This is a genomic window from Bradyrhizobium sp. USDA 4449 (assembly GCF_054056275.1).
In genome coordinates this window covers 7,572,742-7,598,746 of the sequence record NZ_JBSRYD010000001.1, presented here as the reverse complement: position 1 = coordinate 7,598,746, position 26,005 = coordinate 7,572,742, and the positions used below count along the sequence as shown (strand labels likewise).

22 protein-coding genes and 2 pseudogenes are annotated in these 26,005 nt (G+C 58.5%); 15 read left to right on the top strand and 9 right to left on the bottom strand.

Annotated elements, in window-relative coordinates; all coding sequences use genetic code 11:
* Positions 1–33: 33 nt before the first annotated feature.
* The 3 genes and pseudogenes from ACVIIW_RS35880 to ACVIIW_RS35870 all read right to left on the bottom strand — a co-directional run.
* Complete coding sequence (locus ACVIIW_RS35880) at positions 34–546, bottom strand: MarR family winged helix-turn-helix transcriptional regulator (protein ID WP_456705022.1); 513 nt, start codon at positions 544–546, stop codon at positions 34–36.
* Positions 547–945: 399 nt separating this feature from the next.
* Positions 946–1,641, bottom strand: a complete 696-nt coding sequence (locus tag ACVIIW_RS35875) for a LysR substrate-binding domain-containing protein (protein ID WP_456705355.1) — start codon at positions 1,639–1,641, stop codon at positions 946–948.
* A gap of 45 nt (positions 1,642–1,686) precedes the next feature.
* Positions 1,687–1,869 (bottom strand): annotated as a pseudogene (locus ACVIIW_RS35870) (helix-turn-helix domain-containing protein); the annotation flags it as partial.
* Between the two features lie 278 nt (positions 1,870–2,147).
* Between ACVIIW_RS35870 and ACVIIW_RS35865 the strand changes: the two are divergent.
* The 4 genes from ACVIIW_RS35865 to ACVIIW_RS35850 all read left to right on the top strand — a co-directional run bounded on the left by ACVIIW_RS35865 (position 2,148) and on the right by ACVIIW_RS35850 (position 7,055).
* Positions 2,148–2,993 (top strand): Bug family tripartite tricarboxylate transporter substrate binding protein, encoded by an 846-nt coding sequence (locus tag ACVIIW_RS35865; RefSeq protein ID WP_456705021.1) that lies wholly within the window; start codon positions 2,148–2,150, stop codon positions 2,991–2,993.
* Positions 2,994–3,035: 42 nt separating this feature from the next.
* On the top strand, positions 3,036–4,742 hold the full coding sequence (locus ACVIIW_RS35860) for a CocE/NonD family hydrolase (RefSeq protein WP_456705020.1): 1,707 nt from the start codon (positions 3,036–3,038) through the stop codon (positions 4,740–4,742).
* 383 nt (positions 4,743–5,125) lie between these two features.
* Entirely contained in the window at positions 5,126–6,253 is a 1,128-nt protein-coding gene (locus tag ACVIIW_RS35855; RefSeq protein WP_456705019.1) for an SGNH/GDSL hydrolase family protein, read from the top strand.
* A 1-nt stretch (position 6,254) separates the two neighbouring features.
* A complete protein-coding gene (locus ACVIIW_RS35850) occupies positions 6,255–7,055 on the top strand; it encodes an autotransporter outer membrane beta-barrel domain-containing protein (protein ID WP_456705018.1) in 801 nt (266 codons plus the stop codon).
* A 326-nt stretch (positions 7,056–7,381) separates the two neighbouring features.
* Here ACVIIW_RS35850 and ACVIIW_RS35845 read toward each other — a convergent pair whose 3' ends face one another.
* Positions 7,382–8,467 carry a GlxA family transcriptional regulator gene (locus ACVIIW_RS35845; RefSeq protein ID WP_456705017.1) on the bottom strand — a complete coding sequence of 362 codons (1,086 nt, stop codon included), beginning with the start codon at positions 8,465–8,467 and terminating at the stop codon, positions 7,382–7,384.
* On the opposite strand from ACVIIW_RS35845, the gene ACVIIW_RS35840 reads away from it, so the two are divergent.
* The 11 genes and pseudogenes from ACVIIW_RS35840 to ACVIIW_RS35790 all read left to right on the top strand — a co-directional run bounded on the left by ACVIIW_RS35840 (position 8,427) and on the right by ACVIIW_RS35790 (position 19,877).
* Positions 8,427–9,119, top strand: a complete 693-nt coding sequence (locus ACVIIW_RS35840) for a DJ-1/PfpI family protein (protein ID WP_456705016.1) — start codon at positions 8,427–8,429, stop codon at positions 9,117–9,119. The genes ACVIIW_RS35845 and ACVIIW_RS35840 overlap by 41 nt on opposite strands.
* Positions 9,120–9,218: 99 nt before the next feature.
* Entirely contained in the window at positions 9,219–10,523 is a 1,305-nt protein-coding gene (locus tag ACVIIW_RS35835; protein WP_456705015.1) for an MFS transporter, read from the top strand.
* A gap of 23 nt (positions 10,524–10,546) precedes the next feature.
* The gene (locus ACVIIW_RS35830) at positions 10,547–11,713 is read left to right on the top strand and encodes an amino acid aminotransferase (protein WP_456705014.1); all 1,167 of its coding nucleotides are present in this window, start codon (positions 10,547–10,549) and stop codon (positions 11,711–11,713) included.
* 207 nt (positions 11,714–11,920) lie between these two features.
* Complete coding sequence (locus tag ACVIIW_RS35825) at positions 11,921–12,373, top strand: (2Fe-2S)-binding protein (RefSeq protein WP_456705013.1); 453 nt, start codon at positions 11,921–11,923, stop codon at positions 12,371–12,373.
* Position 12,374: 1 nt separating this feature from the next.
* A complete protein-coding gene (locus tag ACVIIW_RS35820; protein ID WP_456705012.1) occupies positions 12,375–14,687 on the top strand; it encodes a molybdopterin cofactor-binding domain-containing protein in 2,313 nt (770 codons plus the stop codon).
* A gap of 67 nt (positions 14,688–14,754) precedes the next feature.
* Positions 14,755–15,108 carry a hypothetical protein gene (locus ACVIIW_RS35815; RefSeq protein ID WP_456705372.1) on the top strand — a complete coding sequence of 118 codons (354 nt, stop codon included), beginning with the start codon at positions 14,755–14,757 and terminating at the stop codon, positions 15,106–15,108.
* Positions 15,069–15,452: a DJ-1/PfpI family protein gene (locus ACVIIW_RS35810; RefSeq protein WP_456705011.1), complete on the top strand. Its 384-nt coding sequence runs from the start codon at positions 15,069–15,071 to the stop codon at positions 15,450–15,452. The genes ACVIIW_RS35815 and ACVIIW_RS35810 overlap by 40 nt, the downstream gene beginning before the upstream one ends.
* Before the next feature lie 74 nt (positions 15,453–15,526).
* A complete protein-coding gene (locus ACVIIW_RS35805; protein ID WP_456705010.1) occupies positions 15,527–16,252 on the top strand; it encodes an MFS transporter in 726 nt (241 codons plus the stop codon).
* A gap of 16 nt (positions 16,253–16,268) precedes the next feature.
* Positions 16,269–17,150 (top strand): annotated as a pseudogene (locus ACVIIW_RS35800) (aminotransferase class I/II-fold pyridoxal phosphate-dependent enzyme); the annotation flags it as partial.
* A 61-nt stretch (positions 17,151–17,211) separates the two neighbouring features.
* Positions 17,212–17,436, top strand: a complete 225-nt coding sequence (locus ACVIIW_RS35795) for an aminotransferase class I/II-fold pyridoxal phosphate-dependent enzyme (protein WP_456705009.1) — start codon at positions 17,212–17,214, stop codon at positions 17,434–17,436.
* 365 nt (positions 17,437–17,801) lie between these two features.
* Entirely contained in the window at positions 17,802–19,877 is a 2,076-nt protein-coding gene (locus tag ACVIIW_RS35790; RefSeq protein ID WP_456705008.1) for a methyl-accepting chemotaxis protein, read from the top strand.
* A 447-nt stretch (positions 19,878–20,324) separates the two neighbouring features.
* Here ACVIIW_RS35790 and ACVIIW_RS35785 read toward each other — a convergent pair whose 3' ends face one another.
* Genes ACVIIW_RS35785 through ACVIIW_RS35765 form a run of 5 tightly spaced genes read right to left on the bottom strand, consistent with a single transcriptional unit; the run spans position 20,325 to position 26,003 of the window.
* Positions 20,325–21,377, bottom strand: a complete 1,053-nt coding sequence (locus tag ACVIIW_RS35785; RefSeq protein WP_456705007.1) for an Ldh family oxidoreductase — start codon at positions 21,375–21,377, stop codon at positions 20,325–20,327.
* Between the two features lie 18 nt (positions 21,378–21,395).
* Entirely contained in the window at positions 21,396–22,181 is a 786-nt protein-coding gene (locus tag ACVIIW_RS35780) for a 2-keto-4-pentenoate hydratase (RefSeq protein WP_456705006.1), read from the bottom strand.
* Positions 22,178–23,872 (bottom strand): IlvD/Edd family dehydratase, encoded by a 1,695-nt coding sequence (locus tag ACVIIW_RS35775; RefSeq protein WP_456705005.1) that lies wholly within the window; start codon positions 23,870–23,872, stop codon positions 22,178–22,180. Before ACVIIW_RS35775 ends, ACVIIW_RS35780 begins: the two co-directional genes overlap by 4 nt.
* Positions 23,872–24,786, bottom strand: a complete 915-nt coding sequence (locus tag ACVIIW_RS35770) for an NAD(P)-dependent oxidoreductase (protein ID WP_456705004.1) — start codon at positions 24,784–24,786, stop codon at positions 23,872–23,874. Before ACVIIW_RS35770 ends, ACVIIW_RS35775 begins: the two co-directional genes overlap by 1 nt.
* Positions 24,787–24,827: 41 nt before the next feature.
* A complete protein-coding gene (locus tag ACVIIW_RS35765; RefSeq protein WP_456705003.1) occupies positions 24,828–26,003 on the bottom strand; it encodes a lactonase family protein in 1,176 nt (391 codons plus the stop codon).
* Positions 26,004–26,005: the final 2 nt, after the last annotated feature.

Sequence of the window (26,005 nt, the reverse complement as noted above, 5' to 3'; positions counted from 1 at the left end):
AACCGGCAAGCAGCCGGCGGCCTTCGAACGCCGTTATCGGAACGGTTCCAAAATCCGAAGCAGTTGGTCCCGGTTCTCCTTCCCGATCTTCTCTATCACGTGCCGCTCGTGTTCTGCTGCAAGCAGCTTGAAGTGCCGCAATGACACCTCGCCCGCTGCTGTTAAGTGCAGCGCATGGCTGCGCCGGTCTGTCTTCGACGGAGCCCGTTTCACGAAGTTGCGGCGTTCAAGGCTGTCAAGAAGGTGTACGAGGCGGGCCCGCTCAACTCCCAAACGCTCGGATACAGCCATCTGAGTGAGCCCAGGATTAGCGTCGATCACGGCCATTACCGAATACTGTGCCGGCCTGATATCGACAGGGGCGAGCGTCTTGATGAAATCTTGAAAGACCCAAACTTGGAAACGGCGTACCGCATAGCCAACATGGCTGGTGAGACCATCGAGACCGATTTCAGGATCCGGTTTATCGGCTCGGGGCTTCCGCTTACGTCTTGCGGCCCCTTTCGGACCCGATACTTTCCCTACATGGGCCGCTTGGTTCGACACGCAACTTCTCCTTTCGTTCCGCCTTCAAGTTCTTCCGCATTGCGGAAGCAGGCTCGCTCATCTCGTTGTCGAATGCAACATTGCCAGACGAAACTGCGATACCGACGGCGCGCTAGCCAAGAGACCGCCAAGTTAATCGTCCCTTGGTCAATCTGTTGATTGCCGTCAACACAGGGTACTGCGTCCAAGCCGGTCACGAACCGTCACCAGCGACGACACGGCCGATCCATACGGAGCGTTGGCTGATCTTGTCGCGATCATCGCGAAAGAAAGGTGCGACTGCAGAAAGATAGTATCATTTCGTCGGCCTCTGCTTTGATGCTATTCTCCGTATCGCTACACGAATCGCGCCGAGCGACCATATCGAGCTTTGAAGTCTGGGGCCGGTGCCTAACGTCGTTACACGATGTAGTCATCGCCATCGATTCCGAGAAATATTTTGGACCGTTCTTTTTTGATCGTTGTGACCTGCTGTTCGATCAAGTCCTGCAAGAGACGCATGGCGTTCGAAAACATCCTGTTTTTGCGGAAGAACAACCCCCGTGACACCGTCAGCCCTTCGATCGGTGCTCCTTTAAGCTCCTTGTGGGATAACTCTCGGCTCAATGCTGAATACGGAAAGATGCCGTAGCCTGCTCGAGCGAAGAGGGCTTCCCGCGCAAGGGGTAAGGCGTCTATGGCAGCAATTACCTGAAGCGGAACTTTAGGCTCAAGATGCTTCAGGAGAAAACTCGCCATGATGACGGGAAGCTTCTCCAGTCGGCTCAACGGCACCGGATTATCCTTCAAACTCCACAGCTCCCGCGAAGCGAAGAGCCAGAGTTGCTCGTGGAATAATGGAATGACCCTGAGATCGTTGTGGCTGGCCTTACAGCTCATGATGGCCATATCTAGGCTGCCATTTATTAGCCCCTCCCGCACTGTCGGTGAAACGTTCTCTACGAGATGCAGTTTGACGCTTGGGTAGCGAGCAATGCATTCCGCGAGAATTCGGCCGACAAATAGCGTTCCAACCGATGGCGGAAAACCAAACCGCACGAGGCCCGCCGGCTTTCCGGCAGCCGACCTGATCTCATCGATCAGTTCCTGGGACATGCGCAGTATTTCCTCGCCGCGGTGCAGGACTAGTCGACCGCTCTCAGTTGGCTCAACGCCACGTCGGTGGCGATGAAGTAGGCGGTCACCCAGTTGTGCCTCGAGGAGTTGGATCCGCCGGGTGAGCGCCGGCTGGGCTAAGCGGAGCGACCGGGACGCTGAAGAAAGCGAACCGCGGCGGATCGTCTCCAGGAGACAACGCAAGGATTCCAGATCGAGGTCGCGCATCAGTCAGCTATCGCGTTTTGGCATGATTAGCATTGAAATACTCAATTATGCAGATAGCAAGCTCAGAGTTAGGCTACTTAAATCAGAAGTGGCGTGTCGCCGGGACTGACCGCTGGGCTACCGGCACAACAAAGGGAAACGCCATGTGTCTTTCGAGGCGCGATTTTTCGCTCGGTTTGGGCATATTGTGCGGGCTCGCTGTACCCGGCTCGGAAACGCGCGCGCAAACCTATCCGACGCGACCAATTACCGTAGTCGTCCCCAGCGGTGCTGGAGGATTGAGCGACACTCTTGCTCGGCTCGTCTGCGACAAGGCCAGAGGATTGATCGGCGCTACTTTCGTGATCGAGAACAAGCCAGGCGCCAGCGGCATCATTGCGGGCTCGTACGTCCGTCGCGCCACACCCGATGGTTACACCATCATGCTGGCAAACGGAACTTCTCACGGCGCAGCAGAAGCCTTGATAGGTAAGCCACCCTATGATTCCGGAAAGGATTTCATTCCGATCGCTCACGTCGGCGAAACACAGCTTGCCTTGATCGCTTCCAAGAAACTGCCGGTCAAGAACGTCAAAGAACTGCTTACCTATGCCACAGATCACCCTGGCAAACTGACATATGGAACGTTCGGGCATGGCTCGGCTGGCCACTTGTTCGGTGAAGTTCTCAAGAAAGAGAACGGCGTAGACATGGTGCATGTGCCTTACAAGAATGAAGCCGACGTCGTTCAGGCGATGATGGCCGGAGAAATCGATCTCGGCATCCTGGTATCAGCAAAGCCCTACGTGGATCAGGAACAGGTCACGCTGATCGGCGTCACCAGCCCAAGCGGGACCGCGGCTTATCCGGGATGGCCGAGCCTGAGTGCGCAGGGGCTTAAAGGGTTTTCCAACGCGCGAGGATTCCAGATTTTTGTGGCGCCGTCGGCCACGCCGGGCGATATCGCAAAGAAGCTGGGCGACGGCTTGTCCTTGGCGCTTGCCGACCCGCAACTGCGGGAGCGTATTCTTGCACTGGGCGTGGCGCCCACGAGCACGCCAGCCGAGATGCTCAGCTCCACCTATGTCGCGCTCGTCGAACAGTGGCGCGCATTGGTGAAGGCATCGGGTATTGAGACGAACTGAGTCGCCGTTCAACAATCGGTCGCATCAACCAAAGGCACAAACGTGATCATCGAGCGCAACGTGGAGATCGTCGTCGATGACGGACTCGTCCTCTATGCTGACGTCTTTCGACCCGACGGTGCCGATCCCGTTCCCGTCATCATGACTCTTGGCCCTTACGGGAAGGGCGTGCGATATCAGGATCACTACAAGGCGAGTTGGCAGTGGTTGACCCACAAGCATCCAGGCCTGCTGGACGGATCGCGGCGCGCATTGCTAACTTGGGAAACTGTGGACCCTGAAATTTGGGTTCCCTGGGGCTACGCCGTGGTTCGAGTGGATTCCCGTGGCGCAGCGCGCACCGCCGGACTACTCGACATCCTCTCGCCGCGAGAGACGCTTGATTATTTTCATGCGATTGAATGGGCCGGTACGCGTTCGTGGTCGAACGGAAAGGTCGGCCTGAATGGCATCTCCTACTATGCTATCAATCAATGGCATGTGGCGGCGCTGCAGCCGCCGCATCTCGCTGCCTTGATTCCGTGGGAAGGCGCCGCCGACTCTTACCGAGACTTTTTCAGACATGGGGGCATTCTCTCGAACAAGTTTCTCGAGACCTGGTATCCGCGTCAGATTCTCGCTGTGCAGCACGGCAATACTATGGCACCCGTGGACCCGTGGACCGGTGAGCGGAGTTCCGGTCCTGTCGCGCTATCCGACCGAGAACGCGCAGATAACCGAGTCCACACGCTCGACAACGTGAGAGCGCGCGAACTCAATGACGAATGGTACGCGTCGCGCTCGCCCGACTGGTCGAAAGTCATTACGCCTTTTTTGAGTTCGGCCAATTGGGCGGGATTCGGCCTGCACCCTCGAGGCAATTTCGAGGCTTTTGTCAATGCGGCAGCGAAGCAAAAATGGCTTGAGGTGCATCCAGGCCGTCACGAAGAGTGGTTCTATCTCCCTTACGGTATGGAGTTGCAGAAGCGATTTCTGGACTACTATTTGAAAGGCATCGATAATGGATGGGAGCAGGAGTCGCGAGTGCTTCTTAACATCCGGCGCCCGTTTTGCCGCGATGTTGAACTACGCAAAGAGAACGATTGGCCGCTCGCCCGTACGCAATGGCGATCTATCTTCCTAGAAGCGGCGTCGGCGACGCTTCACTGGGAAGTGCCGCACGCCGCTGGTTCCAACAGCTTCGACGCCCTGGGCGATGGAATAAGATTTATTTCGGCACCCCTAACGGAATCGACAGAGATCACTGGACCCCTCGCGCTCAAGCTATTTATCTCGTCCTCGACCGTGGATGCTGATCTATTCGTCACCATGATCGCGTATTCACCTGACGGCCGCGAAGTAGAGTTCGAAGGCACTGTGGACCCTCACACGCCTTTGGCTCAAGGCTGGCTTCGGGCCTCGCACCGCAAGCTTTGTCCGCAGCGCTCGCTGCCTCACCGGCCGTTTCATACGCACGACGAGAAGCAGCCGCTCGTTCCTAACGAGGTCTACGAGCTTGACATCGAAATCTGGCCAACCTGCATCGTCCTGCCGGCCGGCTATCGGCTGGCGCTCGATCTTCGTGGCGTCGATTTCGCGCGAGCGGTCGATCCTGCGAGCTCCCTGCCATATCGAGGTTCCGGCCCTTGGCTGCATGATGATCCGGTTGATCGCGCCGCCACAATCTTTGGCGGCACGACCTCGATTTACAGTGGCCCCAGTCGTCCGAGCCATCTTTTGCTTCCTATGATCCCAGCGCCGCCTGACTGAGTCGGCATCCTGTAGCTGGCTTTGTCCAACAGCTCGGCAGATCCGACAAGCCGTTGACAATGTTCTTGAACAGCAGGATCGGGAGCGCTTTCCACTTTCGATGCCTTCAGAAAGCTCGTGCGCTCGCGCGGCGCGGAAGTTGCGATGCCCACGACAAATCTTGCGGTCAACGCAATTCCTAGAGCATCTCCGGCAACGCGACCGAGCGCGCTGCTTGCCATCCTACATCCTCAAGAAATGCCTCATGAAAACAGAGAGTGTTGCGAAATGGCATCATTCGTTGAAATTGCTTTTGTTTATACAAACAACGATTGTCAACGACAACAATTGTCATATGCTCTTAAGCCAAGTGGCTGAAAGACCACCAAAACCGGGAGGGGATGATGAAAGTCGGATTTGCTGCCTCGTGGCGTGGCTTAATGTCGACAGCTGCGATCCTGTTTTGCTGTAGCGCCGAAGGCGCAAACGCCCAGACGAAGTTCACCAGCATCACCGTTTTCGGTGAAAGCTACGCGGACCGCGGGAATGTGAGCTGCTTCAACGCTAACGGCTTCGCAAACTGTCCCTATCCGCGCCAGAATCCGTTCCCGGCGAATCCGCCCAGCGATGCAACACAAATCGTTCCCTTCTCGTACAAGCTCCAACAGCTATACGGAATTCCCAACTCTGCCGCCTTCGACTATGCGATCTCTGGGGCGACCGCATATTCGGGTTCGAATGGTCTGAGCGAAACAGCCCAGGTCAACGCGTTCATTAACTCAGGCGGACGGTTTGGTCCGAGCGATCTCGTCGCGGTGCAGTTCATTGGCAATGACGGCCTCAACTCTGCCTTAGTTCAGAATGTTACCCACGTTCCAACCGCCTTTGATACCGGCAATCCCGTCGTGGACGCTCAAAACGAAGCCGCGCGCGACGCCGCAAATTTGCAGAAACTCGTGAACGCAGGTTTGAAGACGATTGCCTGGTTAGCGCCGGGCGACGTCGCTCTCAAACCCGTCGGTCAGGCTCCAAGTCCTTTTGGGACCCCGGCCTTTCAAGCAAGCTTCCATGCCTACTACAATGCAGCGTTCGATGCGCTCCAGAATGATTTGCGGCCGTTTGCTTTATCGGGCACCCGCGTCTTCCTGTTCGACCTCCGAATCCTAGAGCAGCGCCTAAACACGCCGGCTGGTTTGGCTCAGTACGGGTTTGGTTGCCTTGCCGCTACCTGTGCCAATGCGGCATTCCGCCCGGACGGCTTGCACTATACCGAGGCTGGGTTCGGGCTCATCGCTCGATATATGCAGAACCAGATCGACGCGCCGACCATCGTTGCACAGCAGGGTAGCCTCGTTCTTGCGACCGCAAATAACTTTGCGGAATCGGCGTTCGGCCGTCTCGATGCATATCGCAACTTTAGCGCTTACGGGGCCGGCAGCGCATTTGACGCATACGCCGCCGACATGAAAATGCCGACCAAAGCCTTTCCCCGTCGTGCTTCCACCAGAGAAGCGTTGGTCGGCCTATGGTGAGTTGAACTACGGCGGCGGCAATCTCGATGGTCAGCTATTCGCCGCGGGCGCGAACTACAACAGCTTCGGTGGTACCGTCGGTGTCGAATATCTGGTGCGTCCGGACTGGAAGCTGGGCGGCATATTCAGCTACGCGCGACCCAATGTGAATTTCTCTACCCAGAATGCCCATCTGAACATTGATGCGCTGCAATTCGCTGGATACAGCTCGTACACGACGCGCAACTGGTTTGCCGACACGCTCGTGGCCTATGGCCGGCAGATCATGCACACGGACCGCGCCGGCATCATTGACACGATCAACGGAAGCACGAACGCCGATCTATTTACGATCGCTGCCAAGGCAGGCTATTTATTCGATGTGGCCCAAGTACGCGTCGGACCGATCGGTGGCCTCAACTATACGCATGGATCGATCGGCGGTTACACGGAAACCGGCGATATTCTGGTGACGCAGATCGTCAATGCCCAGAACATTGACAGCTTGACGGGAAGCGCAGGCGTCCAGCTGCGATTGCCGTTCACGATGAAGGGCGCTCTCTATAGCCCCTTTGTCAACGTTACCGCCGAGCACGACTTTCTTGGTGACGGCCGCATCATCACCACCACTCAATCAACCACCTTGCTGCTGCCGGTGATGACGCCCATCAACGCCACCAACCAGACGTATGGCAAGGTTGTTGCCGGTATCGCGGGCACACTCTGGGGCAATGTCAGCGGTCAAATCAACGCTTACTCGACCTTTGCGCGCAATGACGGCAATTTCTACGGCGTGAATGGCGGCATCAAGGTCGCGTTCTGATATTTCTCCCCGACTGCTTGGCTCGTGAAAAACTCACGAGCCAAGTTCTTTTCAGAAGATCACTGCCACGTCGATCTATACGAGCGATCGTGACCGTCACCAACAATCGACAACCAGAGCGCTTGTGAGTCTCGCCGCGGTGTAGGTATGTCTCCGATGACTAGCTTCGCTCCCGGGTGCTCCTGATCCGAAACCAGACCTTGATCCGTTTGGCACGTACTCTGATGCAAACCGTACGGCACCAAATCGTCGCGTTCCCGATGGATCGCTGGTTGTAGATGAACGAACTGTCGTATTCTGTTTACCGGGAAAGGCAACATTCGTCACTATTTTCCGAAGAACGATCTAAATGAGCTCGGAGCTAGGCCCAATTGTCTGTGAAACGCTCGTCTCATTTGCTCCTCGGATCCAAAGCCGCACCGATATGCAATTGCTGAGGGCCTTGTTTTTGTTGTCTCCATAAGCAATTTCGCGCGAGAGACGCGAATTGATTCGACTACAGCTTTTGCCGGTCTTCCCATTGCCGCGCTAAAGCGACGTTGGAATGTTCGCGGCGATTGCCCCGCTGCGGAGGCAAGGTTTTCAATTGACCAATTTTTTCTTAGTGAAGACGATATCGCCTCGATTAGAGGGGAGTAACCCCCAGATTGGGCGTGCGACTGGAGGATCAACGGTTCACTAAACTGGGCTTGTCCTCCAGGGCGGCGCAGGTAGACCACCATGTTTTTCGATATGCGAGCAGCTAAATCGTAGCCGTAGTCAAGCTCTACCAGCGCAAGCGCCATATCGATGCCGGCAGTAACGCCTGCTGACGTCCAGACTCCGCGATCATGGACGAAGATCGGGGAATTATGCACCTCGATATCAGGGTAGCGGCGAGATAGTTCTGAGCAACTTTGCCAGTGTGTCGTGGCCTTTCTTCCGTCTAGTGCGCCAGCCTCGGCAAGCAGAAATGCGCCAGTGCAAACTGAACACAAGCGCCTTACGGTACGTATGTTTCGGCGTATCGCATTAATTAGTGTTGTGTTGAGCGAAGCAGCTGTAACCCCTGGTCCGCCCGGCACCAAGACAGTGTCTGCTCCGTCCAAGACGTCAAGACCATTCTCCACGAGCAACGTGGGACCAGAAGCACCGCGCACGGGACCTGCTTGCTCAGCCGCAACCATGATGTCGTAGGCCATTGAGGCCTGCTCACGATTTGCGAGCGCAAAGACTTGAAGAGGGCCGACAAGGTCCAGCGGTTGGTGGTCGTGATAGGCCAGAAAGACCACTCGTTTCGTGCGCTGTGGCGCGTTAAGGGGGGAGTTTGTCATTTCTGCCATCCAACTATCTATATATTTGAGCGCGCTCTTGGCAACTGGAGAAGCTTCGATGCCCGCGCCCCCTTTCACCGTCGGCATGGTGATGTTCAAAGAGATCACCCAACTCGACCTTACTGGGCCTCTTGAGGTTCTCAGCTCGGTACCAAACTGGCGGGTCGATCTTGTCAGTTCTTCACTCGCTCCGGTCGCCTCCGCCAGGGGATTTACCCTGCAGCCGACTGCGACCTTCAAGGATCTCGTTCGGTATGACCTTCTCGTTGTTCCGGGCGGTCCCGGCGTAGATGCCGCCATGCTTAACCAGGAGCTTATCGAATTTGTTGCCGCACAGGGCCGCTCGGCTCGTTACATTTTTGCGATTTGTACGGGGTCTTTGCTTTTGGGCGCCGCTGGCTTGTTGAAAGGGAAGCGCTCGAGTTGCCATTGGCAGGCTCTGCACTTCCTCACATCATTCGGTGCCACCCCGTCCGAGGACCGTATGACGATCGATGGCAATCTGTTCTCATCGGGCGGAGTGACCGCAGGAATAGATATGGCGCTACAGGTCGTAGCCGAAATAGAGGGCGTCGAGGTTGCCGAGCGCATCCAACTGCTTCTTGAATATGCGCCCCAGCCACCATTTCACGCAGGCTCTCCCAAATCCGCGCCGCCCAAAGTGCTTGAGCGGTTGACGGCCGACATGACTCCCATCCGTTCGAGACGAGCGGAAGCCGTCGCAAAAGCCTCGAGCAAATTGATGAATTGAATTTCTCTCCAATAACCTCGGTTGCACAGCAAAGAGGAGATATGGCCTTGCCAGATCAGTCATCAAAACACGTCGAAGTTGGGACGAAGAGTTCTGGATTTGAAGACGATCTCGCTCGCGAGTCTGGGTGGCGGTCTTGAATTCTACGATTTCATAGTCTACGGAATCTTTGCGAAGTATATTGGCCAAACGTTCTTTCCGTCGTCCGATCCCGCTGTCTCGCTCGTGGCGGCTTTCGCTATATTCGCGGTCGGATATCTTTCACGACCGCTCGGCGGAATCATCCTCAGTCATATCGGCGATCGATTCGGCAGACGGCGCGCGTTCATGATCTCATTGATCGTCATGACGGCCGCGACGCTAGTGATGGCCGCTATGCCGGGCTATGCAACAATCGGCGCGAGCGCGGCAGTTCTGTTTGCGATCCTGCGCTTCATTCAAGGCTGCTGTGTCGGTGGCGAACTGCCGGGCGCCATCACCTATGTAGTGGAAACCGCGCCGAAGAGGGCGGGGTTGGCCTGCGGGATTATGATTTTCTGCGTCAACACCGGAGCTTTCCTGGCGAACGGCGTCAGCTCGGTACTGCATGGGATTCTTTCCCCCGAAGCTGTGCAAGAGTATGGATGGCGTATCGCCTTTCTGGTGGGAGGGCTTCTTGGCATCATTGGCTATCGACTTCGCAGCTCTTTGCATGAGACCCAGGTATTTCGCTCCCTCGAAGCGGCAAAAATCGCTCGCCTTCCGGCGGTCGACGTCTTGCGAAATCATTGGATCCCGGTGCTGATCGGCGTGGGAATCATCAGCATCAATCAGGCGCTGATCGCGACGCTGAACGTAGCGATGGCGCCTTATCTCTCACAAGTCGCAGGTTACGACAGCCGGCTCGCTGCCAATGCGATCAGCTACTCGATCGGCTTTCTATCATTGGGGATTATCGTCATCGGCTATCTCAGCGATTTCATGTCTCGACGTCATCTGTATTTGGCAGGTACAATTGGAATTGCTGTTGGTGCATACCCGTTTTACGTTTCCCTGCTTGCGCACTCCATTAGTCTCTTCGGGTTTCTTGCGATGTTCGCCGCCACCTGCGCGCTTGTTTCGGGAACATTTGGCGCAATATCGGCGGAATTATTTCCTGATCGTCTGCGATTCAGCGGGCTTGCGATCTCGTACAATCTCTCCGCGGCCATTGTCGGTGGGTTCACCCCGCTCATCGTGTCGATCATCTCTGAAATGACGGGCAACAGAGCCGCGCCAGGCATATTCCTGTCTTCGCTTGCGGGACTCGGAATTGTTTCGGCTCTATGTCTGAGGACGGCGGCGGTCGGACGTCACGGAATCGCTCAGGGAGAAGTTCCTCAAGCAAATTCTCCGCTGGCAGCTCGTGCTGTCGAGAACGCATAAGCAGGTCTGCCGAGAGATATCGAATGTTCAATTCACTCATCCCCCAAACGCCCGATCCTCTTCTGTCGTTGATCAAGCAGTTCGGTACCAACACGCGCGTGGACAAAGTCGATCTCGGTGTCGGCGTGTACCGCGATCAATCTGGCCATACGCCGGTGTTTCAAGCTGTGAAGCATGCTGAGCGCCAACTTTGTAAAGAGCAATTGACGAAGAGCTATATCGGGCCTGAAGGGAATGAATCTTACTTGGTCAGCCTCTGGGACTTGATCAGAGGTGAAAATGGATCGGGGCTCATTTGCGGTCTTCAGACACTTGGCGGTTCTGGAGCCCTTCGAATTGCCGCTGATGTCTTGCGGCGCTCGCAATGTACGACGATCTATCTTGGCTTGCCCACATGGCCAAATCACGCTGCGATATTCGAGGCTGCGGGGCTTCGGACGGTCACTTACAGCTATTTCCAGGTTGAAAGCCAATCGATTGCATTCGATCAGATGATGAGTGTGCTCTCAGGGGCAGCTCAGGGAAGTGCCATATTGATTCACGGTTGTTGCCATAATCCGACCGGAGCGTCGCTTGATATGGACCAGTGGAGGTTGCTCGCAGATTTAATTGTCGAACGCGGTCTCTTTCCCTTAGTGGATCTAGCCTATCAAGGTCTTGGAAGGGGATTACGGGAGGATAGCCTGGGCGTTCGGTTGCTGCTGAGCCGCGTTCCAGAAGCTTTCGTCGCAGTTTCGGCGTCGAAAAATTTCGGACTTTATCGCGAACGTACTGGCGCACTCTATGCTTTTGGTTATTCCGAACAGCAAGTCGACGCAGTTCGTTCAAACCTGACCTCAGTTGCGCGATCAAGTTACTCAATGCCTCCTGATCATGGCGCAGCTGTTGTCGCGAAGATCCTCGGCGACCCTGACCTGAGGCGCAGCTGGGTGAACGAACTGGAGACCATGAGAAAGCGGCTGTTGTTGCTGAGAACCAACCTGTCGGAGGGGTTGCAATCGCGATGGCCGCATCTGCGATCGATAGCCGACCACGACGGGTTGTTCTCTCTATTGCCGCTTTCGGCTGACCAAGTGCTGAAACTGAGGTCGGAGCATGCCATATTCATGCCGGCGTCGGGACGGATCAATATCGCGGGGCTATCTGAGCAAAGTATGGGTCGCGTCATCGAGCGCATACTCTCTGTCTAGCACCCTAAATCAGAATTAGGTGACACGGAAAAGCACTAGAGGTGCCGCCGAATTCTGAATCGTCTATCGACGATAGCGGGATCAGTCGCATACCAGCCCCCGCCGGGATCTACCGGCGGGGCACTATAGGTTGCGATGCCGCAGCCGCGCCGACCGACTTCGGCGGAAACGTAAAATTGGGATGCTTATGAAGAGCGAGGGACGATCATGATCAAGGTGAAGATCAACGGCCAGGAACAGAGCTGGGACGGCGACCCGGATCTCCCGCTACTCTGGTTCCTGCGCGACGAAGCCGGGCTGACCGGCACCAAATTCGGCTGTGGCCAAGCCCTGTGCGGCGCCTGCACCGTCATCGTCGACAAGGAGGCGGTCCGCTCCTGCATTACCTCGATCAACGACGTGGCGGGGCGCGAAGTCACCACAATCGAGGGGCTGCATCCTGAAGGCGATCATCCCGTCCAGAAGGCCTGGCGCCAGGTCAATGTTCCCCAATGCGGCTTCTGCCAGGCCGGCCAGATCATGCAGGCGGCGGCGCTCCTGATGGAGAACCCCAAGCCGTCGCACGACCAGATCCGCGAGGCGATGTCGGGCAACATCTGCCGCTGCGGCTGCTACCAGCGCATCGAGAACGCCGTCCACCTCGCATCGACGGGAGTGTGACATGAATTTCATCGACAATCCGCGGAAGCTTCGTGGCTTCGAAAAGAACCTGAAGGTCGAGAAGGTCTCGCGCCGCAGCATCCTGAAGGGTCTTGGCGTCACCGGCAGCTTCGTGCTCGCCGCTCCCGTGATGACGCGTCAGGCCTTTGCCTATGAGACCGGCGCCGGCAAGATGCCGCATGGCGTCGTCGTCGATCCGCGCGTGTTCGTCGCGGTGGCGCCCGACGGCACCGTCACCATTGTCGCCCACCGCTCAGAAATGGGCACCGGCGTGCGCACCAGCCTGCCGCTGATCGTCGCCGAGGAGATGGAGGCCGACTGGTCCAAGGTCAAAGTGGCACAGGCTCACGGCGACGAGGTCAAGTTCGGCAACCAGGACACCGACGGCTCGCGCAGCACGCGCCACTATCTGATCCCGATGCGCCAGATCGGCGCCTCCGCGCGCACCATGCTGGAGCAGGCCGCGGCCAAGCGCTGGAACGTGGCAGCCACCGAAGTGAAGGCGGTCAATCACGAGGTCGTCCATGGCGCGAGCGGACGCAAGCTCGGCTTCGGCGAGCTCGCGGCTGACGCCGCCAAGGAATCGGTGCCTGCGATCGAAGGGCTCAAGCTGAAAGACCCCAAGGACTTCCGCTATCTCGGCAAGGGCCAGGTCAGCATCGTCGATCTCCACGACATCACCACCGGCAAGGCGCGTTACGGCGCCGACGTGCGACTGCCCAATATGAAATACGCGGTGATCGCGCGCCCGCCGGTGACCGGCGGCAAGCTCACCTCGTTCGATCCGGACGCGGCGCTGAAAGTGCCCGGCGTCGAGAAGGTGATGAAGGTTCAAGGCTGGCCGTGGCCCTCGAAATTCCAGCCGCTAGGCGGCGTTGCCGTGATCGCCCGCAACACCGGTGCTGCGATCAAGGGCCGCGACGCGCTGAAGCTCGTCTGGGATGACGGCGCCAACGGCAAGTACGACTCCGTCGCCTATCGCAAGGAGCTCGAGGAGGCCTCGCGCAAGCCGGGCCTTGTCGTCCGCCAGGAGGGCGACGCGGACGCCGCGCTGAAGGCCGCCGCCAAGGTCGTGGTCGGCGAGTATTATCTGCCCCACCTCGCCCATGTCAGCATGGAGCCGCCGGTCGCGGTTGCCGACGTCAAGGGCGACAAGGCGGAGATCTGGGCGCCGGTGCAGAGCCCCGGCGGCACGCGCGAGGACGTCGCCAAGACGCTCGGCATCCCCGAGGGCAATGTCACCGTCAATGTCACGCTGCTCGGCGGCGGCTTCGGCCGCAAGTCGAAATGCGACTTTGCGCTCGAGGCCGCGCTGCTGTCGAAGGAGCTCGGCACGCCGGTCAAGGTGCAATGGACGCGTGAGGATGACCTCCATCACGACTTCCTGCACACCGTCTCGGCGGAGCGGATCGAGGCGGGTCTGGACAAGGACGGCAAGGTGATCGCCTGGCGCCACCGCAGCGTGGCGCCGACCATCGCCTCGACCTTCGCGGCAGGCGCCAAGCACGCGGCTCCGTCCGAACTCGGCATGGGTCTCGTCGACATGCCGTTCGAGATCGCCAACATCTCCTGCGAGAATCCGGAAGCCGCGGCGTTTACCCGCATCGGCTGGTTCCGTTCGGTCTCGAACATCCCACGCGCCTTCGCGGTGCAGTCGATGGTCGGCGAGATCGCAAATGCGACCGGGCGCGACCAGAAGGAGACGCTCCTTGCGTTGATAGGTACCCCTCGCATCGTCAAGCCCAACGTCAAGGACCTCTGGAACTATGGCGAGCCCTATGACAGCTACCCGATCGACACCGCGCGCCTGCGCAAGGTGGTCGAGCTGGTCGCCGAGAAGGGCGAATGGGGCCGTCAGGTTCCGAAGGGACACGGCCTCGGCATTGCCGTGCACCGCAGCTTCGTCAGCTATATCGCCACTATCGTCGAGGTCGCCGTCGACGAGAAGGGCAAGCTGACGATACCGCGGGTCGAAACCGCCATCGACTGCGGCACCTACGTCAACCCCGAGCGTATCCAGTCGCAGATCGAGGGCGCCGCGATCATGGGCCTGAGTCTCGCCAAATATGGCGCGGTGACCTTCAAGGACGGCAAGGTGGAGCAGAAGAATTTTGACGACTTCCAGGTCGTCAGGATCGATGAGGCTCCGCTGGTGACCAACGTCCATATCGTGCCGCCCGGACCGGACACGCCGCCGAGCGGCGTCGGCGAGCCCGGCGTGCCTCCGTTCGCTCCAGCGCTGATGAACGCGATCTTCGCCGCGACCGGCAAGCGCATCCGCGCGCTGCCGATCGGCAAGCAATTGGAAGCCTGAGCACGCAGACGAAAGTGCGGCGGACGCTCCCGTTCGCCGTGGGTAAGCTGTAAACGTGGGAGTATGGATGCAGATGCATAATGATTCTCACGAGCAGATGGGTTCATTCGATGAGGCATGTCGCGTGCTCCGGTCAATGTCGTCGGAGCTGCGACTTGAAGTCGAGCGACCAGAGACGTTTCGTTGGCGACGGACCTATCTGGAGACGCCTGAGTTGCGTGTATGGAGAGCGCGGACCATTGAACCGTGGCATTGTTACGCTGATGAATATCTCGCCCGGCTGTATGTAGCATTGCCGTTAATCGGAGAATTGAATGCGACTGTGAAGCTTATCGAATTTGTTGCCGCACAGGGCCGCTCGGCTCGTTACATTTTTGCGATTTGTACGGGGCTCTGCTTTTGGGCGCCGCTGGCTTGTTGAAAGGGAAGCGCTCGAGTTGCCATTGGCAGGCTCTGCACTTCCTCACATCATTCGGTGCCACCCCGTCCGAGGACCGTATGACGATCGATGGAAATCTGTTCTCGTCCGGCGGAGTAACAGCCGGAATAGACATGGCTCTGCAGGTCGTCGCCGAAATAGAGGGCATCGGCGTCGCTGAACGCATCCAGCTACTTCTGGAGTATGCGCCGCAGCCACCATTCCAAGCGGGGTCCCAACGAACCGCGCCTACCGAGGTTGTTCAGCGACTGACCACCGATATGGCTTTCGTTCGCTCGAGGCGAGCGCAAGCAGTTGCCGAAGCCTCAAGCAAGTTGACGATTTGAATTCTACGACCCCGTGTAGACAGCAAGGAAAGACGAGATCTTGCTAATGCAGCCATCAAGACACGTTGGGATCAATGCCGGTGCGCTGGACTGGAAAACGATCTCGCTCGCAAGTTTGGGCGGCGGACTCGAATTTTACGATTTCATCATCTACAGGATATTCGCGAAGTATATCGGTCAAACATTCTTTCCGTCCTCCGATCCCGCAGCTTCGCTTGTGGCAGCCTTCGCAGTCTTCGCCATTGGATACCTCTCAAAGACCACTCGGTGGAGTGGTCCTCAGTCACATTGGCGACCGATTTGGAAGACGCCGCGCATTTATGATCTCGCTGATTGTTATGACTGTCGCGACCTTGGCGATGGCTGCTATGCCCGGATACGCTACAATCGGGGCCAGCGCGGCCGTGCTATTCGCTGTCCTACGTTTTGTTCAAGGATGCTGTGTCGGCGGCGAGCTCCCCGGCGCCATTACTTATGTCGTGGAGACCTCGCCGAACAGGGCAGGGTTGGCCTGCGGAATCATGATTTTTTGTGTCAATACTGGAGCTTTCCTCGCGAACGTTCTCAGCAATCTTTCTGCAGCGATTGTCGGTGGGTTCACGCCACTTATCGTGTCAGCAATCTCTGACGTCACCGGCAATAGGGCGGCACCGGGGATGTTCCTCTCCATGTTAGCCGGGCTCGGAATTGTTTCGGTTCTGTGCATGAAAAGAATCAAGGTCAGCCGCCACGAAGTCTCTCACACCAAAAGTGCTTCTGGGAAGTCCTCGCTGGACGCTCGGGCCGTAGAGAACGCATAGACTGGTCCCGCATCGAATGTTCAAGTCACTCGCATTGCAATCGCCGGATCCTCTTCTGTCGTTGATCGGCCAATTCGCGTCCGATTCTCGCGTGGACAAAGTCGATCTTGGTGTCGGCGTTTACCGCGATCCGTTCGGCGCGACGCCGGTGTTTCGGGCTGTAAAAGAGGCTGAGCGCCAACTCTGCGAAGAACAGTTGACTAAGAGCTATATCGGGCCTGAGGGGAATGAATCCTACTTGCGCCACTTATGGAGCTTGATCAGCGGTGAAGAGAGATCGGAGCCAATTTGCGGTCTACAAACACCAGGTGGTTCAGGCGCCCTTCGAGTTGCAGCGGATGTCTTGCGACGCTCGCAATGTACAACGATCTACCTTGGCTTGCCTACATGGCCGAATCACGCCTCGATATTCGAGGCCGCGGGGCTTCAAACAATCACTTACCCCTATTTCCAGGTAGAACGTCAACTGGTTGGATTCGATCAGATGATGAATGTGCTGTCCGGGGCCGCTCGAGGAAGTGCAGTGCTGATCCACGGCTGCTGCCACAATCCGACCGGAGCATCCCTCGATAGTGAGCAATGGAAGCTGCTCACTGATTTGCTTGTCAATCGTGAGCTTTTTCCGTTGGTCGACTTGGCCTACCTAGGTCTTGGAAGGGGACTGCTGGAGGACTGCGCTGGAATTCGGTTGCTGCTAGCTTCCGTTCCGGAAGCATTCATCGCAGTTTCGGCGTCAAAAAATTTTGGACTTTACCGCAAACGTACTGGAGCGCTCTATGCCCTGGCTTTGTCCAGGCAACAAGTCGACACGGTTCGCTCAAATCTGACCTCAATTGCGCGAGCGACCTACTCGATGCCTCCAGATCATGGTGGCGCTGTTGTCGCGAAGATCCTAGACAATCCCGACTTGAGGAGTAGCTGGGAGCGCGAATTGGACGCTATGCGAACGCGGCTGTTGTTTGCTTCGATTCCACCTTTCGGAGGGGCTGGGATCGCGATGGCCGCACCTTCAGTCGATAGCTGGCCAAGACGGGTTATTCTCCATGTTGCCGATTTCAGCCGAGCAAGTATCGAAGCTGAGATCTCAGCACGGAATATACATTCCCGCTTGGGGGCGTATCAATATCGCGGGGATTTCTGAGCGGAATACGAGCCGAGTCATTGAGCACATCCTGTCAATTTAGAGCTCTCATCTTCAGTCCTTGAACGATGCGCTGCTTTTTAGTGTTTTTGAAGCCATCCGACGACAAAACGGCGCGCGCGGGGGTGTCTTCTATGTACGTGTGCGGACACCGAATAGAGTTTGACGATGCCCCTTTTGGAGTCTCGTTAGCCGGTCCTGCGTCGAGCGCTGTCAATCAGTAACTGTATAGTTGATATAGCTGACGCGCTATATGTTGGACGCAGCTTTGAATGCTATCGGATAGATTGGCCAACGCTATGCCACCGCCTCATCGGTTCCGAATATAACGCAAGAAATATTGCGTTAAGTTCGCCTTAGGCTGTCTTGTATAGTTTGATCCGACCCATTTTCGGCGGAGTCGGAAGTATGAAGATCGGTCGGCTTTTTGCAGTCTCAATGCTCTCGGTAACAACCTTTGCAGTCGTTCTCGGAGCACAAGTGCTTGTACCGCAGGCGAGAACGGTCGGCGATAAATCGGAGGCCATCAAGACGGTCGAAGCTTTCGGCGGAGTCCTTGCCATTGGCCAGCAAGTCGCGGGAAGCCGAGCTCCCTACCTTGTGCCGCTTTTTCAAGAACAGCCGGCCACGTCTGCTCAACTGGAAAGCATAGGGAAGACCCGTCAAGCGACCGACGCGGCCTTTGCAAAAGCGCATAAGCTGCTTGCCAACCTAAGCGATGGCGCCGCGATCAACGAAGAACTGAGGAAAGCCGCCGGCAGGCTTGCAGAAGTGTATTCGAAGTCGGACAGGGCCGTGAAGTATTCCCTAGCGGCGCGCGATCAATCCGTGCTGAAGGATTTCTTACCCGGACTTGCTCAAGTCATTCAGATCATAGAACCGGTCCTAAATCGGCTAGAAAATAGGGTGACCGTTGCTGACGCGTCTCTAACGGTCTTGCTGAATGTAGCGCGGACTGCGCAAGATTTGCGAATTTCGGCCGGCAGTCGTCAAGGTAAGTTGTCACCCGCGGTTAGTACAAGGCGGCCGCTTACAGCAGCTGAGTTCGCAGAAATGGATCGCTTCCAGGGTAGGGTTGAAGTCGATCTTGAAAGAATTGATGCGGATATCGACCAACTTGGTCATCCCCCGCGGCTGAGCCAAGCAATGAAGGATGCGCTCGATTCGTATTTTGGAACAGTCGTAAAGATGCTTGAAAGGGAGATGCCGGCCGCGCGCAGTGATGGAAACTACAGTATCGATACAGACTCATTTGCGAACGCGAGCGTTCCTGCTCTCTTAAAATTCCTCGACGTGCGGGACGCCGCACTGGCGGAGGCATTGTCCCGCGCAAGTATCGCGCGCGACGATGCGTGGACAATGCTCGCGGTCGCATCGTTCGCCGTCGCCGCATTACTTGCGGTGCTTGCGGGCGCTACGGTGATGTTGCGCAACCGCGTCATTGCACCATTAGGATCGCTGACGGCTGTCGTCTGCGACCTCGCTGCAGGTCGAAACGATGTCGGCATTCCATCTAGCGGGCAATCAGATGAAATCGGATCTATGGCGGAGTCGTTGGAAGTTTTGAGGAGTACTCTGATCGCAAAGAAGGCAGCTGACGAAGCGGCTGCGTCGGAGGCCAGCGCTAAGTTAGCGCGAGGTCAACGCGTTGATCAGATTACCGGAGAGTTTGAAGAGATGATCAGCGCCGTGGTCAACGTTGTATCAACCGCTTCGGAAGCGCTCGAAGTGTCCGCTGGAAAACTCAGCACCAATGCAGAACGCTCCGAGAACCTGACCATTAAAGTTGCTGCAGCTTCCGAAGCGGCATCTAATAATGTCCAGTCTGTTGCGTCCGCAACGGAGGAGATGGCATCCTCAGTTAGTGAAATCAGCCGACAAGTGCAGGATTCGGCTCGGATCGCCGGCGAAGCGGTGCAGCAAGTCGCTCAGACGAATGACCGTGTCGGTAAACTGGCGAACGCCGCGGACCGAATCGGCGACGTAGTCGAATTGATAAATACGATCGCTGGACAAACCAATCTGCTCGCCCTGAACGCCACGATCGAAGCCGCCCGCGCAGGCGAGGCTGGGCGTGGGTTTGCAGTGGTTGCCTCAGAGGTCAAGGCCTTGGCGGAACAGACAGCAAGAGCGACGGGGGAAATTAGCACGCAGATTTCCGGCATTCAAACCGCTACACTGGAGTCTGTAGATGCGATCAAGATGATTGCTTGCACCATCGCCCAGATGTCGGAGATTGCTTCAGCGGTAGCGGCGGCAGTCGAGGAGCAGGGTGCTGCAACGCAGGAAATTTCGCGAAATGTGCAGCAAGCTGCACACGGAACCCAGGAAGTCTCAAAAAACATCATCGAGGTACAACTCGGCGCAAGTGAGACTGGCTCGGCTTCCTCGCAGGTGTTTGCTGCCGCACGCTCACTATCTGGTGAGAGCGCAAAGCTCAAAAGGGAAGTTGGAGAATTCTTGGCTTCGGTTCGCGCCGCTTAGGTTCTCAGCGTTAATACGGCAAACTCCATGGGCGTTTCATCTGGCGTCTCATAGAATTTGCGGCCAAGCCGCTAAGATAGATGCGCCATTTGAGTGGTGCATCCTGACCGCTCTCGCTGGTTGTCATTTTTGCACCGTTGGGGCAGCCGGCCAAAGCGGAGTCCTCGTGAAAGCCGGCGCCCTGATCTGATGGAAAAACAGTTGTTGGCGTCGTAAGCTGCGGTGGCTAGATGCGCCTCGATACGCATTTGTTCATGTTCGAACGTGTTAGTTGCGTTTCGGTCACGCAGTTTCTGGCGCGAAACTGGTGCGTTGCACGCTTACGTCGGTTCTCAAGCCGCAGGCCCGCATCTGCTGTCGGGCGCGAAGCCGGAGACTATCCACTCGAACTTACGCCGGATAGACGGACGCGTTTTATTGGACGAAATGTTCAGTTCGCGACCAGGCTCAAAAGGGAAGCTGATGTCGAAGTCCATAGACTTCGGCAACCCTCCTCAAATCTGCAAGGGTATCGACGGGCAGCGTCAAACCATCTCGCCTGTGGTCGGTGTCGTTGCGCGCTTCGATCTCGCCGGGATAAAAGACCTCAGAGAAGCCTTGCGCGAGAGGGACGCACTTGATCTGCGAGATCAGTTTCTCCATGCGTGCGTTGAACTCCGCCAGCGGCTGCATGGCCTCGATATTCAGCGCGATCAGCAATTGCCCTACTTGGCTACGCCGCTCTGCCTGATACGGGCCGGCAATCTCGGCACCGAAGCCGCTGCCTGTGAGCACGCCAGATAACATGTCCATCATCAGCGCAATCGCATATCCCTTGTGCTGCGCCATCGGAAGGATGATCCCTTCGATGGCTTCGGCGGGATCGGTCGTCGGAGCGCCCGCGGCGTTGATCGCCCAGCCTTCCGGAATCGACTGACCCTTCTGCTTCGCCAAATAGATCTTTCCACGCGCGACCCCGGTGTTGGCGATGTCGAGCACCATCGGCGCGTGAGACCCTGCCGGACAGGCCCACGACCACGGGTTGGTCCCGACGGTCTTCTTCCGACCTCCCCACGGAGCCATCGCCGGACTGGCGTTGGTCGACAGGAAAGCGACGCATCCCTCGCGCGCCGCCATCAGCGTGAAGTAGAGCGCCGTCCCGAAATGGTTCGAGTTGCGGATCCCGACGGCGGCGATGCCGTGGGCCTTGGCGCGTCGAATGGCCTCCTGGGCGGCGCGCGCCGTCAGCACCTGTCCCATGCCGTCGTGGCCGTCGATCAGCGCAAGGCCGCCGGCGTCGACAACCAGCTCGGGCTTGGCGTTCGGGTCGCAAACGCCGCCCTTCAAACGGGCCGCATACCACGATAGTCGCATCACGCCGTGCGACTGGTGGCCCCAAAGGTCCGCCTGAACCAGCGTGTCGGCGCACAGATGCGCGTCATCCTGCGACATCCCGGTCGCTACGTAGACGGATGTCGCGAAGTTGAGCAGACGGCTAGGATCGATCGTGACCGTGGACATCGTACTATTCTCCGTCTCTTAGGTTTTCGCCGGTGCCTGGAACGAGAAGCCGAGCTTCTTTCCGAGATACGAGGCGCTGACTTCGCGTTTCGGTGCCGACACGGCGAATGGCGTTGAGGCCGATCCCGTGGAAATGATGCTTCCCTTCGGCAAGATCATCTTGCGCTCGCGGGCGATCGCAACGAGATCGGAAAATGCCGCGTAGGGATCGGTCACATCGTCTCCTGTCGCCGCCCGGGCCTTCTCCTGACCGTCCACCGACACGACGAGCGAGGACAACAGTTCCGGAATCTGGCGCTCGTCGAGGCTCTCGCCGACGATCAACGCCTCGAAGCCGGAGTCGTCGGCAGCGAAACTCGGCCACCCGACGGAACGACGATCGACGAAGCGCGCCATGACCAATTCGAATGTGACGCGCGTTTCCGATATCGCGCTCTTGGGATCTCCAATGAAGCTGGAATCAATGTCCCGGCCGAGAACGAACGCAATCTCGAATTCGATCGTGACCGGCGCCGCAAACGAGAGACGGATAGCGGCGCCCGGCTCATGGCGGCGAGTCTCAAGTACACGCCCCGCGATCGATCGCCCGACGCCGGATTGCTGCTTCAGCTTGGCGCTGCCCACACCTAGCTTCCAACCGACGACGGGCACGCCCAGCAGTTCGATCAGCCTGTCCTGGACGTCGTAGCCCTGGTCGATGTTCGCCGGCCTGATGTCCGCCGGCAGTTCCGCGATCTGCTGCGAGCCGTGCCAGACCTGCGCGAGCAGGCGCGCAGCGGGATTGGGATCGAACGAGGTCGTCATGGCGCGTCACCTTGCGTCAGGAAGTCGAAGTCGCACCCATCGGGCGCCTGCAGCACCGTCCGCCGGTACAGCGATTTGTAGCCGCGGGTAGGAGCCGGCGGAGAACGATGGTCAGCCAGGCGCCGCTTGATCTCGGCGTCATCGACCAGAAGGTCGATCCGCTTGTTGGCGATCGACAGCCGGATACGGTCGCCGTTGCGCACGGCGGCGAGCGGACCGCCGGCGGCGGCCTCCGGCGCGATGTGCAGAACGATCGATCCGAACGCCGTTCCGGACATGCGCGCATCCGAGATGCGAACCATATCCTTGACGCCAGCCTGTGCCAGCTTCTTCGGGATCGGCAGGTAGCCGGCCTCCGGCATACCCGCCGCGTGCGGCCCGGCGTTCTGGAGGACGAGGATGTCGTCCGGACGCACGTCCAGATTGGGATCGTCGATCCGCTTGCTCAGGTCTTCGAGGCTGTCGAAGACCACGGCGCGTCCCTCCGACTCGAACAAATCAGGCGTAGCAGCGGCGCGCTTGAAGATCGCGCCATCCGGAGCCAGGTTGCCCGTCAGCGCGACGAGGCCGCCATCCTTCGACACCGGATCGCTGAAGGGCCTGATCACGGCCGGATTGACCCAGTCGAGAGGGTCCTCCAACCGTTCGCCGAGGGTGCGTCCTTCGACGTCGATAGTGTCCAGGTGAAGCAGCGGCTTCAATTCGCGCAGCAGCGCACCCATGCCGCCAGCGGCATGGAAGTCCTCCATGTAACCTTCGCCGACGGGCTTCAGATCGACGAGGACCGGGGTTTCGTCGGAGAGCTCGTTGAACCGTGAGAACGGGATCTTGATGCCCATTCGGCCGGCGATGGCGGTGAGATGCACGACCGCATTGGTCGAGCCGCCGACAGCCTGCAGTACACGGAAGGCGTTCTCGACCGACTTGCGGGTGATGACGTCGCGCGGCGAAATCCTGGTGCTGATCAGGCGAACGGCGGCCTTGCCGGTTTCTTCCGCCGCGACCAGGCGATCGGCGTGCACCGCGGGGATGGCGGCGGTGCCCGGCAAAGACATGCCCAGCGTCTCGGCGATGCAGGCCATGGTGGACGCCGTGCCCATCACGGCGCAGGTGCCGGCGGTCACCGACAGACGGCCTTCAACAGTGTCGATCTCCTCCTTGTCGACGGTCCCCGCCCGGTACTTGGCCCAGAAGCCGCGACAGTCCGTGCAGGCTCCCAACCGCTGTCCCTTGTGCCGCCCCGTCATCATCGGCCCAGTAACGAGTTGGATCGCCGGCAGATTGGCCGACGCCGCGCCCATCAGTTGGGCGGGCACGGTCTTGTCGCAGCCGCCGATAAGCACGACTGCGTCCATGGGCTGCGCACCGATCATCTCCTCAGTGTCCATCGCCATGAGGTTGCGGTACATCATGCTTGTCGGGTTGAGGAACACCTCGCCAAGCGAGACAGTGGGAAATGGCCGCGGCAGCGCGCCCGCAGCGAGCACGCCGCGCGAGACCGCCTCGACCAGTTCGGGCATGTAGCGATGGCAATTGTTGAAGCCCGAGGGCGTCATTGCGATGCCGACGATCGGCTTGGCGAGCATCTCGCGGGACAGGCCCATCGACCGCGCAAAGGAGCGGCGCAGGAATCTGGCGAAATCCTTGTCGCCGTAATTGGTAAGTCCGTTGTCTATGCCGTGGTCCGCCATCACTTTGCTCCTGACTTTGCCGACGCGCCTTCCTGACTTCGATAGTCGGCGCCGAGCAGCTCTTCGAAAACCGTAACCATTCCGCCCTTGTCCTTGTCGCCGTGCCCCTTCAGCAGAGCCATCTGGTAGGTCGCGGTCGCCGCGGCCAGGACCGGCATCGGGATCGAGAGATTGGCACCCAATTCGGCGCCGCTGATCAGATCCTTGTAGGCGTGCTTCATCGGATAACCGTCGCTGAAATGCCCTTTCAGGATCCGGGGAATGAAGAACTCCGACGCGTAGCTGCGGCCGGTGCCGCTGTTGACGATTTCGCCGACCAGATCGGGATCAAGCCCCATCTTCTTCGACATCGGCAGGATCTCCGCGAGAGCAGCGGCATTGATGTCGAACAGAAGCTGGTTGATGAGCTTCGTGAGCTGACCGCTGCCGGGGCCACCCATATAAAGAATCTTGTTGCCGATCAGGTCCAAGAGCGGCTTCACCTTATCGAACACCGAACGATCGCCACCGCACATCACCGTGAGGGTGCCGTCGATCGCGCGCGCTTCCATTCCGGAGATTGGTGCATCGAGGAATTGGACGCCGCGCGATGCCAGCTTCTCCGCGGCGGAGACGGTCGTCTTGTAGGTGATCGTGCTCAGATCGATGACGATCTGGCCGGCGCGGGCACGGGTCAGGAAACCACCCTCGCCTGCGAGGACCTCCTCGACCGCTTTGTCGTGGGGCAAACAGAGGAAGACGACGTCGGCGTCGAAGATCGTCGCCTGTTCGATGGACGCCGCCGCGCCCTTGCTCTCGAATTCGGCGAACAATTTGGAGGAGCGGTCCGTGACCGCCAGTGTCGCACCCGACTTCAGCAGATTCAGTGCGATCGGGCGGCCCATCTGCCCGAGGCCTGCAAAGCCTATCTTCATCTGTGGCTCCTTCTTCAATGCGGTGAATTCACGCCGTGTCGTCAAGCGAACGCAATGCAGGTTGGACTGCCCGTTTCGATCAAGCGGTCCGCCGGCGAGAGAGCGCCGGTCCCGGGATCGATCTTGAAGGTTACGATCGTGTCGGTGAGCTCGTTAGCCGCGTGGAGCAGCGTTCCGCTCGGATCGATCGCCATGAAGCGCGGCCCCCGGCCGGCGCTCGCCGTCCACCCGGCCGGCGTCACGCGGCCCGACGTGGCGTCGATCGAGAAGACTCCGATCAGATCGCTGCCGCGGTTGGACACGTAGACGAAGCGGCCGGTGGGATGGACCTCAACTTCGGCGGAGGTGTTGGCGCCCACGAAGGAGTCCGGCGTCGACGGGACGATCTGGATCGGCGTGATCGCGCCGGTCGCACGATCGAAGCGATTCACGCTCAGTGAGGAGTCCAGCTCGTAGTTCACGTAGACGAACGGCAAATTCGGGTGGTGCGAGGCGTGCCTCGGGCCAGCACCGGGCCGGGCCGTGGCGAAGCCAGGTTCGGCGAGCTTCAGGAGCGGCTTCGCGGGATCGAATTCGAGCGTGAATACGCAATCGACGCCCTTGTCAGGGACGATGAGAAAGCGGCCCGATGGATCGTAGACGACGTGATGAGGATGCGAACCCGTCTGCTCGACCTTGTTCGGCCCACCGTTGCCGGGCAATTGCAGCAACTGCACCAGGGGCTCGAGACCGCCATCCTGACGGAGCGGAAGAACCGCAAGCGAGGCCGTCGCGTAGTTCGCAACGATCATGAAGCGGTTGGTCGGATCGGCAACCAGATGGACGGGATTCTTGCCACCGGTCGACTGCTGATTAATCAACGATAGGTTCCCGTTGTCCTGATCGATCCGGAAGGACGAGATCTCGCTGAAGTCGCCATGCACGGCGTAGAGAAAGCGCTTCTCCCGATCGAAGGCCAGGAAGGACGGGTTGACCAGGTTCTCGATGAGTTGCACGTGGGTCCACGCGCCGGTCGCGGGATCAACGCCATAAACGTTGATGCCCTTGCCCCTCGCGCCGCGCTCCTTGGTCGTCCGGCAGCCCGTATAGGCGAACCGGGCAAAGCGAGGTGCATCCGCCGCATGCGCGGCGGTCCCAAGAGTTGTCGCTGTACCGGCTATCGTCATCAGCAATGCTCCCCGCAGGATGGTGCGGCGTTCGAGATCGACCATGTCCATGA